The sequence below is a fragment of the Adlercreutzia sp. ZJ176 genome (assembly GCF_011038975.1).
Taxonomy (GTDB): Bacteria; Actinomycetota; Coriobacteriia; order Coriobacteriales; family Eggerthellaceae; genus CAAEEV01.
The window spans coordinates 18676-33607 of the sequence record NZ_JAAKEC010000014.1 but is presented as its reverse complement, the minus strand read 5'-3'; the positions used below and the strand labels follow the sequence as shown (position 1 = coordinate 33607).

The 14932-nt window shown below is 67.3% G+C and carries 11 protein-coding genes and 1 tRNA gene; 2 read left to right on the top strand and 10 right to left on the bottom strand.

The genetic code is table 11. The annotated features are described in order from the left end of the window. Window positions 1–43: 43 nt before the first annotated feature. From G7Y50_RS08510 to G7Y50_RS08475, 8 genes are all read right to left on the bottom strand, one after another. Window positions 44–862 (bottom strand): biotin--[acetyl-CoA-carboxylase] ligase, encoded by an 819-nt coding sequence (locus G7Y50_RS08510; protein ID WP_165053024.1) that lies wholly within the window; start codon window positions 860–862, stop codon window positions 44–46. Window positions 863–1064: 202 nt separating this feature from the next. Next, a complete protein-coding gene (gene folP, locus G7Y50_RS08505; protein ID WP_165053027.1) occupies window positions 1065–2378 on the bottom strand; it encodes a dihydropteroate synthase in 1314 nt (437 codons plus the stop codon). A gap of 4 nt (window positions 2379–2382) precedes the next feature. After that, window positions 2383–4659, bottom strand: coding sequence for an ATP-dependent zinc metalloprotease FtsH (gene ftsH, locus G7Y50_RS08500; protein ID WP_165053030.1), 2277 nt, complete (start codon window positions 4657–4659; stop codon window positions 2383–2385). 12 nt (window positions 4660–4671) lie between these two features. Further along, complete coding sequence (gene hpt, locus G7Y50_RS08495; RefSeq protein WP_206214813.1) at window positions 4672–5268, bottom strand: hypoxanthine phosphoribosyltransferase; 597 nt, start codon at window positions 5266–5268, stop codon at window positions 4672–4674. A gap of 248 nt (window positions 5269–5516) precedes the next feature. Beyond that, window positions 5517–6560, bottom strand: coding sequence for a GGDEF domain-containing protein (locus tag G7Y50_RS08490; protein ID WP_165053036.1), 1044 nt, complete (start codon window positions 6558–6560; stop codon window positions 5517–5519). Between the two features lie 394 nt (window positions 6561–6954). Further along, window positions 6955–7031, bottom strand: a tRNA-Pro gene (locus G7Y50_RS08485). A 150-nt stretch (window positions 7032–7181) separates the two neighbouring features. Then, the gene (locus G7Y50_RS08480) at window positions 7182–7676 is read right to left on the bottom strand and encodes a PaaI family thioesterase (protein WP_241156456.1); all 495 of its coding nucleotides are present in this window, start codon (window positions 7674–7676) and stop codon (window positions 7182–7184) included. A gap of 41 nt (window positions 7677–7717) precedes the next feature. Then, entirely contained in the window at window positions 7718–9232 is a 1515-nt protein-coding gene (locus G7Y50_RS08475; protein ID WP_241156457.1) for a lysylphosphatidylglycerol synthase transmembrane domain-containing protein, read from the bottom strand. A gap of 229 nt (window positions 9233–9461) precedes the next feature. On the opposite strand from G7Y50_RS08475, the gene G7Y50_RS08470 reads away from it, so the two are divergent. Both G7Y50_RS08470 and G7Y50_RS08465 read left to right on the top strand, forming a co-directional pair. Next, on the top strand, window positions 9462–11342 hold the full coding sequence (locus G7Y50_RS08470) for a CdaR family transcriptional regulator (protein ID WP_165057029.1): 1881 nt from the start codon (window positions 9462–9464) through the stop codon (window positions 11340–11342). Between the two features lie 98 nt (window positions 11343–11440). Continuing rightward, complete coding sequence (locus G7Y50_RS08465; protein WP_165053042.1) at window positions 11441–13054, top strand: CdaR family transcriptional regulator; 1614 nt, start codon at window positions 11441–11443, stop codon at window positions 13052–13054. A gap of 77 nt (window positions 13055–13131) precedes the next feature. On the opposite strand, the gene G7Y50_RS08460 is transcribed toward G7Y50_RS08465, so the two are convergent. Together G7Y50_RS08460 and G7Y50_RS08455 are read right to left on the bottom strand one after the other, a co-directional pair. After that, a complete protein-coding gene (locus G7Y50_RS08460; RefSeq protein ID WP_165053045.1) occupies window positions 13132–14559 on the bottom strand; it encodes a trigger factor in 1428 nt (475 codons plus the stop codon). A 39-nt stretch (window positions 14560–14598) separates the two neighbouring features. Continuing rightward, window positions 14599–14859, bottom strand: coding sequence for a hypothetical protein (locus G7Y50_RS08455; RefSeq protein ID WP_165053048.1), 261 nt, complete (start codon window positions 14857–14859; stop codon window positions 14599–14601). Window positions 14860–14932: the final 73 nt, after the last annotated feature.

Here is a 14932-nt window from a genome sequence, read left to right as displayed (position 1 = left end):
CCGTTTCGCTCCGACACATTGTAGCGCGCGGAGGAGGGGGTTGCTAGCGAACGGACGAGATATGCGCCTCACCAGAGGAAACTGCGACGAAATCGCCACCGAGCGGCGGCTCGACCAGAAGGCGGCCCCACGCGTCCACGCCGCGCGCCACGCCCTCGGCCACCGGCGAGCCGTCGAGGTTCTCGACGGAGACACGCAGGCCGTCGAGGGCGGCGTGCGCGGCGTACTCGGGCAGAAGCGGGCCGAAGCCATGCGCCGTCCACGCGAGGTAGAGCTCCGAGAGCGCCTCGAGCACGGCTGCGCGCACGGCGGGGATGTCGGGGGCGGACCGCTCGTCAGGGGCCCCGGGGGCGCCCGAAGCGTCCGCGACGAGCTCGCTCAGGTAGGCTGGCACGTTCTTGCCGCCGACCGCCGGCGCGCCTGCGTCCCGCGGCAAGAGCACGTTCACGCCGATCCCTACGCAGATGCCACCCGCGTGCGACTCCAGCGAGATGCCGCAGAGCTTCGAGAGGCGCAGCGGGGCGCCTTCCGCGGCGCGGGCGGAGGTGCACACCACATCGTTGGGCCACTTGATCTTCACGCGCTCGGCGGCGCCGGGGGCGAGCGCGACGAGCGCGCGGCGCACGGCCATGCCCACGACCAAACTCAGCGTGGGGAGCTGGGCCGGCGGCACCTGCGGGCGCAGCAGCAGCGAGACGTACATGCCGCCCTCGGGGCTCTTCCACGCGCGCCCCTGCCGGCCGTACCCGGCCGTCTGTACCCGCGCGCCCACGGCGAGCCCCTCGGGCTCCCCCTCCTCAAGCGCCCGCTTCACCAGGTCATTCGTCGACGTGACCTCATCGTATGTTCTTAACCGAAACATAAGAGCTTCCCCGCCTTGCAACAGTTCAAAACTCACTTGTCGTTCGTAACGTCAGCGAGGGCTTCTGAGGCGTTTCAGATAGCCCCGCCTTGGGGCCAAGTTGGCTTCGCCAACGCCGCGCCCCAAACAAGGGGCTAAGTGAAATGCATCAGAAGGCCGCGGCGTCGGGCGTTCCGTTCGTCCCGTCAGGGCGAACGGAACCCTATAGCTTCCATGAGCGACCGACTCGCTCGGACTCGGGCACGGCATCGACGCGCGTGCCGTCCGCCAGCACGTGGCCCGGCAGGATCTCGAGCAGCGGCTTCACCACGAAGTCGCGCTCGGTGACGCGAGGGTGCGGCAGCGTGAGCTCGTCGGTGGAGAAGTCGTACATCTGGTAGTCCAGGATGTCCACGTCGAGCGTGCGCGGCCCGTTCTCCACCTCGCGCACACGGCCCAGGCTGTTCTCGACGGCGTGCAGGTAGCCCAGAAGCTCGCGCGGCGGGATGCCGCAGCGCATCAGCACCACCGTGTTCACGAAGTCCTCCTGGTCCTCAAGGTAAGCCGGCTCGCTTCCGTAGAAGCTCGCGACGTCGACGATCTGGGAGTCTGGCAGCGTGCACAGCTGCCCGATGGCATGGTTGATCTGCGCGATCTTGCCCTCGGTCTCCTCGCCGGGGTTTGCCACCAGGGCCACGTTCGACCCCAGGCCCAGAAGCACGTAGGGCCGCAGGTCGGCCAGCGCGCGGGCCGTCTCCTCCACGTTGTGCGTGCGCACCACGCCGGCCCCCAGCTCGCAGGCGAGGAGCGCCTCGGCAGCGGAGGCCGCGTCGCGCTCGAGCGGGTCGTCGATGCGGTAGGCGTAGCCCACGTAGCTCTTGCGCGAGGGAGCCGCCATCACGGGATAGCCCAGGTGGACCAGCTCGTGCAGGTTGCGCATGAGCTCGATGGTCTGCTTCGGCGTCTTGCCGAAGCCCGGGCCGGGGTCGACGCAGATCCGCTCGTGCGCGATGCCCGCCGCCTCGAGCTCAGCGCAGCGCGCGCGCAGGTAGTCGCGCACCTCGGACACCACGTCGACATACGCGGTGTCGTCCTGCATGGTGGCCGGCTCGCCCCTCATGTGCATGACCACGAGCCCCGCGTCGCATGTGCGCGCCACCTCGACCATGGCCGGATCGCGGAAGCCCGACACGTCGTTGATGATCGACGCGCCTGCGCGCACCGCGCGCGCGGCCACGTCGGCGTGCCGCGTGTCAACCGACACGCACATCCCACGCTTCGCGAGCGCGCGCACCGCCGGCTCGATGCGCGCCCACTCCTCCTCGGACGTGACCGGGGCCGCGCCCGGGCGCGTGGACTCGCCGCCCACGTCGATGATGGCGGCTCCCTGGGCGGCCATCTCCTCGGCATGCGCCACCGCCGCCTCGGGCGCGGCGAACGCGTCGCCGTCGGAGAACGAGTCGGGCGTGACGTTCAGGATGCCCATGATGACGGGCACGCTCGTGTCGAACGTGAAGGTGCCGCAGGTCCACTTCATGGCGCTACTCGTCCCCGCGCTTGTCCACGCCGTACGGGTTCGCATACGGGTTCGCGTACGGGCTTGGACCCGCGGCAGGCGCCTGCGCGTCCTGGCCGGAGCCCAGCGTCGCGGTGCCGCCGTCGTCGCCCGCGCCCGCGTTCGCACCTGCACCACTGTCGTCGCCGTCCTCGCCACCGTCGTCCGCGCCCGTCAGCGGCTCGCCCGCGGCCAGCATCTGCTCGTCACGTGCGCGCGCCTCGGCCTCCTCGCGCTCCTTCGCCGCCAAAATGTCGCCCTCGCGCTCGAGGTAGGCGTCCCACTCGTTGTCGAGCAGGGCGCGGCACGCCTCGCCCTCGACCGTCTCGCGCTCCAAAAGCACGCTCGCCATCAGGTGCATCTGGTCGGCGTGCGCCGACAGGATGGCGTAGGCGCGGTCGTGCGCCTCCTTCATGATGACGGCCACCTCCTCGTCGATGCGGCGCGCCGTCTCCTCGGAGTAGTCCTGCGTGTTGCCGTAGTCGCGGCCGAGGAACACCTCGTGGTTGGGCTGGCCGAACACCTGCGTGCCGAGCGGGCTCATGCCGTACTGCGTGACGATGGCGCGCGCCATCTTCGACGCCCGCTCGAGGTCGTTGCTGGCGCCCGTGGTGATGTCCTCGCAGAAGATCTCCTCCGCCACGCGCCCGCCCATGAACACGGCCAGGTCGTCCTTCATCTCGCCGAGCGAGTTGAGCATCTTGTCCTCGTCGGGGATCGAGAGCGTGTAGCCGAGCGCGCGCCCGCGCGAGATGATCGAGATCTTGTGCACGGGGTCGGCGTGGTCGAGTAGGTGCCCCACCAGGGCGTGGCCGCTCTCGTGGTAGGCGATGGTGTGCTTGGTCTTCTCGTTCATCACGCGGCCCTTGCGCTCGGGACCGGCGATCACGCGCTCCATCGACTCGCTCACCTCGCGCATGGTGATGATCTTCTTGCCCTTGCGCGCGGTGAGCAGCGCGCTCTCGTTCATGAGGTTCGCCAGGTCGGCGCCGGTGAAGCCCGGGGTGAGCTTCGCCACGGCGTCGAGGTCGACGTCGCTTCCGATGGGCTTCTCCTTCGAGTGCACCTCGAGGATGCGGCGGCGGCCCTTCACGTCGGGCGTGTCGACCACGATCTGGCGGTCGAAGCGGCCGGGGCGCAGAAGCGCCGGGTCGAGCACGTCGGCGCGGTTCGTGGCGGCGATGAGCACCACGGACTCGTTCTTCTCGAAGCCGTCCATCTCGACGAGCAGCTGGTTCAGGGTCTGCTCGCGCTCGTCGTGCCCGCCGCCGAGGCCGGTGCCGCGCTGGCGGCCCACCGCGTCGATCTCGTCGATGAAGATGATGGAGGGCGCCGCCTCCTTCGCGTCCTTGAACAGGTCGCGCACGCGCGAGGCGCCCACGCCCACGAACATCTCGACGAAGTCAGAGCCCGAGATGCTGAAGAACGGCACGCCCGCCTCGCCGGCCACGGCCTTCGCGAGCAGCGTCTTGCCCGTGCCCGGAGGGCCCACGAGCAAGCAGCCGCGCGGGATCTTCGCGCCCATGGCCTGGTACTTCTGCGGGTTGGCCAGGAAGTCCTTGATCTCCTGCATCTCCTCGACGGCCTCGTCGACGCCCGCCACGTCCGTGAACTTCACGTCAGGGCGCTCCTCGAGGGTCTTCTTCGCCTTGTTCTTGCCAAAGCCCATCTGCTGGTTGGTGCTCTTCTGCATCTGCGAGAAGAAGAACAGCAGGATGCCGCCGATGAGCAGGATGGGGAGCAGCGAGGTGAGCACGCTGAGCCACGGGCTCGGCAGCGTCACCTCGTACGGCACGTCGGGATGGTCCGCGAGCAGGCTGCCGAGCGAGTCGGCGCCCACGTAGGTGGAGGTGTAGTTGTGCTCGGTGCCGAGCGTGGCCGGGTCGAGATCGGAGGTGCCGATTCCGCCGAGGGCGTCGCCGGTGCGCGCGTCCTTGAGCGTCGCCATCTTCGCGTTGAGCGCGTCGAAGGAGCCGTTGAAGGCGTCGGCCGCGCTCGCGCCCGCGGTGGCGGCCGGGTAGTAGGTGCCCGTGACCGTGTAATCGCTGGCGGCGTACGTCACCTTCGTCACGCGGTTCTGCTCGACGGCCTGCACGAACTCGGAGGTGAGCAGCGTGTCGGTCTGCTTGGCCTGCGTGCCGTTCGCGGCGAAGAGCTGGCCCCCCACGAAGAACATCACCATGCAGACCAAGACGACGGTGATGATCGTGGTGCGCGCGTTCGGCTGCTGGGGCTGCGGGGTTTTCTTGTCGTTGTCTGCCATGGGAAGCTGCCTTTACTGGTAGATCTCGGGCTTGAGAACGCCGATGCAGGGAAGGTTGCGGTAGCGCTCAGCGTAGTCGAGGCCGTAGCCTACGATGAACTCGTCGGGGCACTCGAAGCCCACGTAGCGGCAGTCGATCTCCGCCTGGGCTGGGGTTTTCTTGCGCAGCAGCGCGGCCACCTCGATGGAGGCGGGGTTGCGCGACGCGAGGTTCTTCATGAGGTAGGCGAGCGTAAGGCCGGAGTCGATGATGTCCTCGGCGATGATGACGTGCCGCCCCTCGATCTCGGTGGAGAGGTCCTTCAGGATGCGCACCACGCCCGAGCTCTTCGCGCCGTTGCCGTAGGAGGACACGGCCATGTAGTCCATCTCGAGCGGCAGCTCGACGGCGCGCGCAAGATCGGCCATGAAGATGGCCGCGCCGCGCAGCACCGAAATGAGCACGATGCCGTCTGAGGCCGCCGCGGCGTAGTCGCGCGTGATGTCCGCGCCGATCTGCGCCACGCGACGGGCGATCTCCTGCTCGGTGAACAGGACCTGTGATACGTCGTTGTGCACGTGGTACCTTTTTCTTCGCTTCCGACGAAAGCGCGCCTTGCCGCAGCCCATCCCCCGCAGGCCGCTTCCCCCTGCGGGCCGGCGCGAGGAGGAGGCGAAAAGGCGAGTCGCTCCCTCACTTTTACGTGTTACGGGCATCAGTGTACCATTGCAGGTTCCCCCACGAGAGACGATACGGTAACGGCACATCAATACTGCATCCGCCCTCATGGAAAGCGCGAAAGGAGGCGAAGGGACCGCATGCGGGGGCGCGGGGACGCGAAGGGGCCGCGCGCGAGCGCGGAAGAGCGCCCCGCGCCCTAGCGGCGGCGGTCGAAGCCCGAGCTCCGGTACCAGGCGGCCTTGTCCTCGTACATGCGCCGGTCGGCCTCCTTCAGCACCTCCTCGAGCGAGTACGTGGAGAACTCGTCACGCGCGACGCACCCCACCGAGAGCGCCAGAAGGCACTCGCACTCCGAGAAGGAGCCCTTCCAGCTGCGCGCCTTCTGGGTGAGGCGAGCGAGCAGGTCGGCCATCTGCGCGGAGTCGGCGGGGCTGATGACCGCGAACTCGTCGCCGCCGATGCGCGCGACGACGCTGTCGGGCCCGAAGGTGTCGCGCAGAAGGCCGGCCGCGGCGCAGATCATCTCGTCGCCGGCCAAGTGCCCGAAGGTGTCGTTGACGTACTTCAGCCGATTCAGGTCGAAGACCGCCAGGGAGAAGTCGTCCTCAGTGCGCTTCTCGAGGGCCTCGGTGTAGTAGATGCGGTTGTACAGCCTGGTCAGACCGTCACGATAGGCCTGGTCGACGGTCTTGTTCAGATAGTACTGCTTCTGGACGGCCAGCACGCCCATGCCGCCGAAGGCGGCGAAGTACAGCACGGGGAAGCGCGCGAGGAACGTGGCGGTGTAATGGTCGGCGACCATCTGGCTCAGCGGGGTGCTGAACAGCGCTATCAGGAACAGCTGGAAGTACATGCTCAAGAAGAACGCCACCCTGATGCCCAGAAGGCTCGGGCCGATGACGGGGACCAGCAGGATCCACAGGCAGGCGAAGCCCTCGTTCTGGCCCGACAGGGCGTAGTAGGAGAAGGTGACGGCCACCATGACCGCCGTGATGACGGCTGACGCCAGGGCCTTCTTTCGGCTGGCGCACAAGGCGGCGACGAGGAACCCCGCCACGAGGAGCCCGGTGCTCCCCGTCATGATCCACCAACCCTTCGCGATGTTCATGGCGGTGAGGATCGCGGAGATGAGGGCGAGGAAGATGGTCCCCAGAAGAAGCGTGCGCAGCTGCAGCTCTCTGTCAGAATCGGTTTGCAGATCCTCGAAGATTATCTCTCTGACTACGTCCCACTTCGTCATTCAACAAGTCCTCGTCCGGTAAGGTAACGCGCATCGTTTCATTGTAAGGCGCGATGCCGAGAAAGCGCCGGAGAATGTCCGAAACGGCGTCACAAACGAAGGCTTTTTCGTATGGACCGCCACCCTGCCCTGAAAGCTGTGACGATCAGGGGTTATCTGCCGAAGGTTTGGCAACTCGGCGCGAATATGTCAGGGGGCTGTCAGCACCGACAGCGGCGGCACCGCCGGCACGGCGACAGAGCCAAAAACCACCGGCAGCGCGCGGTGCAGGAGGACCCGTCGAACGCATCGGCAGCACGCGGGACAGGACGGCCCCCGCCGAACGCATTGGCGACGCGGAACGCGAAAGCCCGCAGAGACGAGAAGAGCCGCCCGAAGGCGGCTCGTGAGATCATGGTCGGGTTGACAGGATTTGAACCTGCGGCCTCTGCGTCCCGAACGCAGCGCTCTACCAAACTGAGCCACAACCCGATGGCTGTCTCGCGACAGCGGACGATATGATACCACACTGAGCGGCAGACGCAAGCAAAAAGTTCGACAAACCTGCGATCACGCGCTCCTCACGCGTCCCTGCGCGCCCTGGGCGCCCGGCTCCCGCCGCGCCCGCGCCCGCCGCCCCGCTCAAGGCCGGCTCCCTGCGCTCCCCTGCGCGGACGCGCCGTCGCGCTGCCCCGCAGGCGCGCGGGGCACCACCCGGCACGTGACGACGCCCTCGCTCATCACGTCGCCCGCGTCGTCGTAGGCCGTCACGTTCCAGAGGTGCTTGACGCCGCCCGCGCGCCCGCGGGACGGCTCCTCGCGGTCGAACTCCGCCACGCCGCGCACGTGCCCCTCCCGGCCGCTCTTGCGGTGGCGCACGTGGACTTCGACGCCGAAGGGCTGCTCAGACTCAGGATCGCAGCGCAGCTCGGAGCCGCGGCTCGCGACCGACTCCAGAAGCGCGATGGTGGCGCCGCCGTGCACGAAGCCGAACGGCTGCGTGACGGCCGGCGTGACGGGCATGCGCGCCTCCACGCGGTCGCGCCCTTCCGCGAAAAACTCAACGCCCAGGGTCTCGATCAGCCCCCCGCCGCCGCTCATGCCGCTGCCGTCCATGCCGCGCGTCTCACCGCCCATGCGCCCTTCCTCTCGCCGCGCCCTTCGCCTCGTCGCGCCCGCTACTTCCCGGGGCGCCGCTTCGGCTTCGCCTGCGCCTCCCTCTCGACGCGCGGGCGCGGCTTCGCCTTGGCGCCCTTCTCCTTCTCGGCGGCGCGTTCGGCCCTCAGCCTGCGACCTTCCTCCACCGAGGCGCGCACGGCCTCCGCCGAGAACGGGCGGTCGAAGGCGTTGCGCTGGAAGAACAGCCAGGCCACGAGCGCTATGCCCACCACGCCCACCTGGATGGTGCCCTGGAACAGAAACTCCGCGCCCGCGATGACCGACAGCAGGCTCAGCGTGATGGCCCACGCCGTGCGGAAGCGCATGACGAGGCCCACCGCGCACACGATGAGCACGATCGAGCTCATGATCAGCGGGATCCCCACGAACAGCGCGCTCATGTCAACCCACTCGGTCAGCATGGTGAACGGCGCGAACGTGCCCGGCACGAACGACAGGCCGATGTTCACCACGCCCACGAGGAACACGAGCGTACCCGAGATCCACCCGATGTCCTTGTGCCGCTGCTCCTCGCTCGCCGTCTTCTTCGACGTGAAGAAGCCCGACTGCGACAGCAGCACCGCGCCGATGCAGAACGGCGCCCAGAACATGATGCCGCGGTACACCAGCGCGATGGCCGTGGCCGTGGCCAGCGAGCAGCCGTACGCCGTGAGGATGGCCGCGATGGCCGCCTCCACCACGCCCACGCCCTGCGGCGTGGGGCTCAGGATCACCGAGATGGCCGCCACCGCGAACGCCGCCACGAGCGCCGCCATGTTCTCGAAGCCGAACGCGTAGCCGATCGCCACCAAACACGCCATGTTGAGCAGCGCCGAGAGCGACGCGTAGCCCACCGTGATGAGCGTGCCCTTCGGGTTCGACGCGAGGATGTTCGCCGTGTTCACGAACGAGTGCGCCGTGTGACGGCCCCACGCGGCCTTGAGGCTTCGCCTCAGCAGGCCGAGCACCGCGTTGATGGGGCGCTCGAGCCAGATGAAGAAGCGGAACAGCACGCGCGGGCGGAAGTGCCCCACGAAGAACATGCTCGACAGCACCACCAGAACGCCCGCGAGCGCCAGGCCGCCGATCAAGAAGAGCGTGTTCATCTGGCCCGCCAGCAGCATGGTCACGAACCCGATGGTGGATATGACGAAGATGGCGGCGAAGTACCCGATCTGCGAGAGGATCGCGCCGCCGGTCGACTGGCCCGCGTCGCAGCCCTGGCGGTGCGCGTCGTCGATGATGAACGCCACGCCCGTGGCGCCGGAGAACAGGCAGAACGTGTTGATGAACACGAGCGAGTAGATGAGGATGACGTTGTGCAGAAAGCCCGTGCGGTGCCCCACCGCCTCGAACGCCGCGTCATAGGAAGCCGCCTGCACGAAGTGGCGGGCCAGCATGAGGACGCACGACACGACGAGCGGGAGAAGCGCGCCCGTCTTCATGGTGGTGAGGATGTTGGAGATGTAGTCGGCATTGGCGATGAGGAAGCACACCGTGACGATGCCGAGTATCAGCAGCAGCGCTTTCTTCAAGCAGCGTCCCTTCCTCGTCTTGGCAGCGCGCAGCGCCGCAACCCAAGAATACCGAATGGATATTATAACCCGACGCGCCGCGACAACGCGCACACGTCACCAAGCGGTCAGCTCCCCCGCACACAATCAACAACGCGAGCGACAGGCGCTGCGGTAGAATAACACGTGGCATGCCGCTTCTCGACATGCTGCACGACATGCGCCGCACGGGGCGCGGAGAGGGAAGACCATGGGGAGCAAGGGCGAGGACGCAGATCGAGGCATGGGGCGCGCAGAAGGAAACGCGAGGTGCGCTGCAGGCGAGCAAGCCCTCGAGGACCTGCTCTGCCAGCCTCCCACCAGCGAGAACAGCCTGCCGCACGTGACTGCCGCCATGCTCGTCGACCGCCTCGCAAGCTCCGGCATGCTCGCGGCGCCCACGGCAAGCCGACGCACGTTCCGCTGGTACGCGCCGATCGCATGCGCTCAGAGCGCCGAAGAGACCCCGGCCGCCACATGCCCCACCTGCCCCGCGTGCTCCCCCTGCGCCGCGCCCGCGCGCGTCAGCGAGTCCCAGCTGCTCTTCGTGTGCGACGCGGCCAGCGCACGCGAGCTCCTCGCAAAGCGCCCGGCGGCGTTCGCCCTTTTGCAGCTCGACGACGCAAGCCGCCTCGCGGACTTCGCGCCCTACCGCGAACGCACGATCGTGCTCGAGCGGCGCTGCAGCCTGACCCATTTGCTCTTCCTGCTGCAGTCGTTCTTCGTCCGCATCCTCATCTGGGAGAGCGATCTTGAGCGCATCATGCTGCGCCAAGGCACGCTCACCGACATGCTCGACGCGAGCGCGTCCGTGATCGGCAACTTCATCTTCGTCTCGGACAACAACTTCAACGTGATCGCGCGCACCACCGCCGTCGAGCCGCCCGACGAGCTGCATCGCACCATCATCGACAACGGCTGCCTCACCCCGGACACCATCGCCGAGAAGCGCTTTCGCCTGCCGGAGAAGACCTTCTACACGCGCGCCGCGTCCGAGATCACGCCGTTCGACCGCGTGTCGCACCCCATCCACATCAACCACTCCTACTTCGGCTCCATCTCCATGGCGTGCAACGCCATGCCCGACACCGAGGGCATGCGGGACTTGTTCCTCACGCTGGTGAGGCGCATGACGCCTTTGTGCGAGAAGATCTGGAGCCACGAGGCGCAGCTCAACACGCCGTCGTACTTCTTCTTCAGCAAGCTGCTCGAGCACGCGCCGCTCAGCGAGGCGTACGTGAGCGCCCAGATGGACATGGCGGGGCTCGCCGACGCGGGGCACTTCAAGCTGGTGGCGTGCGACGTCGACGAGGGAGCTGACCCCAAGCGCGCACGGCTGGTGGCGAAGGCCGCCTCCACGCTCAACGACGGCAACGTGCGCTGCTTCCCCCACCAGAGCCACGTGCTGGCACTGCTGTACAGCGGCGGCGCCGACGGCAAGCTCGCGCACTCGCGCACGCTAGACGAGCTGCGCCGCAAGGTGTTCGAGCCCTACGACGTGATCAGCGGCGTCTCGTCGGTGTTCAAGAACATCACTGACCTCGACCTCGCCTTCCGGCAGACGCAGATCGCGCTGGGGTTCCGCGGCGCCATCCTGCAGGAGCAGTTCGCCGACACCAGCTCGCACGCCCGCGGCGCGTATTTGTTCGAGGACGCGCTGCTGTACTACCTGATCGACCCCACCGCCCATGACCAGCGCTTCGTCCAGTTCGCGTTCCAGTGCTCCATCGCGTCCATCCTGCACCAGGAAGACCTCGAGAACGGCACGAACCACCTTGCGCTCATGTGGTTCTACCTGCAGAGCGAGCGCAACGCCACCGCCGTGGCGCAGCGCATGCACATGCACCGCAACACCGTGCTCTACCACGTCGAGAAGATCCAGAGGCGCTTCTGCTTCGACTTGTCGAGCAAGACGGCCCGCGACTGGATGCTCCTGAGCTTCAAGTACCTCTTCCTCACCCTGAGCAACGAGTCCCTCAGCCAGATCTTCGGGGAGGCCGCGACGGGAGAGCGCCCCGAGGATCGCCGCAAAGGCGCTGGGGCGCAGGCGTCCAACCCCCAGCCGACCACAATGGAGGATTTAACAAAATAGGAGGCTGATTTTCGGAGGAACGTACAGCCGCCGAACGCCTCGAAGGGCAGGGCCTGCTCGCTATAATGGGTTCAGTCGGCAGATCGAGGGGGACGAGCATGGCTGTTGACATTCCCTATATCAGCTATCACATGATCATCGACGCGCTCAGGCCCTGCACCATCATCTCAGAGCCCGAGCGGAAGACCGCGCGCTTCAAGTGGGTGTCGTCCGTCCACTGGGAGAAGGGCGTCATACCCGAGCGCGACATGCTGTTCGTATGCAGCGCGAAGGCGGCGCCTCAGGCCGCAGCGCTCTACCCCGGCGCGCTCCTGATCGTCATGGCAGACGCCCCCGCCCTCGAGGGCCTCGGAGAGCTCGGCAGCCCGATGATCGTCGTCGAGCAGAGCAGCGCGCCGACGGGCCTGCTCCAAAAGCTGCAGAACTACTTCCTGCTCATCCAGTCGTGGCAGAGCGAGCTCGCCCACGTCACGACGTCGCCTGACGGGTTCAGGCAGATGCTCAACAAGAGCGCGCGCATCATCGGCGCACCGCTTCTGCTCTACGGCAACGACGCGCAGCCCCTCGCAAAGGCCCTGACGAACATCGGCTCGCCCCTCTGCAAGGACTTCCTCTGCCGAGAGCGCGAGATCGTCAACAGCGTCAGGATGATCCGCCGCTCCCCCGTCTCGTTCAAGAACGGGCCGAGCGACCTCGTCATAGAGAACGCCACCATCGGCGAGGAGAAGGGCAGCCAGCTCCTCCTCATGGCGCTTTACGAGAGAGAGCCCTCGCGCGGGCAGCGCGACCTCTTCGACATGCTGGCAACGTCGCTCTCGAGCAGGGCCGACCTGCAGACCGGGCGCTTCGACCCCGTTCGCTACTCGTTCTTCGCGCTCTTCGACGACCTCGTCAACGGCCGCTACGTCAGCCGGGGGCAGCTGAACGACTACGCCTCGAACATCAGGATCCCCCTTGACGCGGAGTTCCGCCTCCTCTGCTTCGAGCCGCGCGAGGGCGTTCCGCGCGAGAACCTCAGCGACCTGGCGCTCACGCTCAAGCGGATCAACGGGGGGCGCAGCGCCACGGTCGTCTACGACGACCGCCTCTACCTGCTCCTCTACTCCAAGGGCCTCGACAACAGCCTGTCGAACCGCGCCATCGAAGAGCAGCTTCTGCCCCACTGCGATCCCGCGAAGGGGTTCGTCGCCGTCTCCCAGGTGTTCGACGAGATCACGAACGTCAAGTTCGCCTACCAGCAGATCCAGCTGGTCTCGAAGTACAAGGACAACATCAACCTCGCCTACTGGTTCACCATGTCGGGCGAAGAGCGCGGCAAGCTGTGCTACACCTTCGAGGAGGCCCTGCGCTTTCTGGTCGTCGACTCCGACGAGATGAGCCCCGCCCTGCGCGACTTCTCGTTCTCGCACACCATCCTCGACAAGATCATCGCCGAGAACGCGGCGAACGGCGGGGACGACGCGCGCATCCTCGCCACCTACATCCACTACGAGCGCAAGGCGACCGTCGTGGCCGAGAAGCTGCACATGCACCGCAACACCGTGCTCTACCGCATCGGCAAGATCGAGAACCGCTTCGGGCTTGACTTCGACGAGAACTGGTCGCGCGACCGTTTGCTCTTCGACTTCTCGATCCTGTACTCGAAGCTCATCCACGACCCCGAGCTGTTCCGGAAGATCGTCGGGTGCAGCTTCGAGGACCTCTTCGCCTGAAGACCCGGCGGGGCGCCCTCCGCTGAGCGCCCCGCCGGGAATACCGCGCCAGGCTCCCGGTGCCTGGCGCCTGACGCCTAAGCGCCCGTGGTGCCCGGAGCCTCGACCCCTTGCACCACGGCCCGCTCGGCGAGGACCGCGCGCGCCTTCTGGCGCAGGGCCATCTCGCGCAGCTGGTAGGTGCGCCCGTTCATCTCGAGCATCTTGCGCGCCCCCGTGTGATCCCGGGGCGATATGGCGCGGGCCGCGCGGTCCAGGTCGGCCTCCCCGACCTCGAAGCCCTCGTGGCGCGCGAGCGCGTCAAGCGCGAGGCCCTGGCGCAGCACCTCGCGCGCGCGGGCGCTCATCTGGATCATGAACTGGCTGCTCGTGACACCTTGGGCGAGGTAGAACTCCTCCTCGCTCATGCCCTTGCGCGCAAGGGCGGCCGAGACGTTCTGCAGAAGCCCCGCCCGCGCGTAGTCGTAGTACAGATCCGGAAGCTCGAACGCGGGGAGGCGCTCGGCGAGGGCGCTCGCAGCGGCCTCGTCCTTGAGCCGATCGTAGTCGGCCCGCGCGCGCACCGACAGGTTGCCCCTGACGAGCTCGTAGAAGCCCTCCACGTCATGGGCGCCGGGGACGTTGCCCTTCACCCACGCGTCAGTGAGCTCGGGGGTCTCCTTCCTCACGATGCGCAGCACGCTCAGCGTCGAGTCCATCGTCTCCTCGACGTCAAGCCCCAAGAAGTTCTTGCTCGTGACCGTGAACGAGAACTCCTTCGTCTCGCCCGGCTCCATGCCCGCAAGGGCGTCGTCAATCTGCTGCGGGAGGATCCCGCTGCCCATCTGGTAGACGATGCTCTCGAAGGTGAGCGGCTGGACCTCCATGCCGCACTTCTCGGTGCGCAGCGATATGACGGCCTTCACGCTCGGGGAGACGCGCGCGGCCGACTCGTCGTCCACGTAGCGCGCGCGGTCCTCGACGATCGCCCGCACATTCCGCTCGACCATCTCGGGCGAGACGGTGAACGCGGGGATGGGAAGAGACACCGGCTCGTACGAGGAGAGCTCCAGCTCGGGCTTGACGTGGATCAGCACCTTGCAGGTGAAGGGCGCGCCCTCCCCTATCTCGGAGGCGTCGCGCACCACGGGCTCGAGCGCGGCGGCGAGCCCTTCCGCGGCGATGATCTTGTCGGCGCACTGGTTCGCGAGGCAGCTCGCCACGCGCTTGCCCAGATCGTCGCCGAAGCGCCCGGCGAGCGCCTCGGCGCTCTGGTCGGCGAGGTACTCGATGCCCGCCTGCATGGCCAGAAACGCGTAGATCTCGTCGACGAGGCGCTTCGTCTCCTCAGCCGTGAGGCTCACCTCGTACGTTCTCTGCAGCTCGGTGGAATCGGCCGCGCAAAGCTGGTAGTCCATGGCCTTCTTCTTCCTCTTCCCCACCATGTACCTGCCCTTGAGCGCGGCAGGCATCTCACGTCGGGGCCCGCACTTGCCGCACAGCGGGTTGCACACGTAGCACGGCATGGCAGACCCCTTTCTCAATCCTTGACTTGAATCCCGGTGCTAGATGCGCCCTGCGTCGCGCATCTTCTTGAAGCACGGCGCGCACACGATCATGCAGTTGTCGGCTGTGAGCGGCCCCTCCGGATCGCGCGCGATGGCCTCCCACCCGCCGATGTTCGGACCTCCCTGCATGGGGAGGATGCAGCGCTGCCCGCACTTCTCGTCATGGCCGTGGGACGCGTCCTCGCACTCGCAGCAACCGCCGCAGCGAGCCCACACTTCGTTGACGACCAACGTGGGGAAAGGTTCCTTACCTGCCATCTCAGTTCTCCTTCTCATTGAGCGTTATCAGATGCGCGGCGCTGCCGGGAGAGCCCTGCGTCCCGGCAGCGCC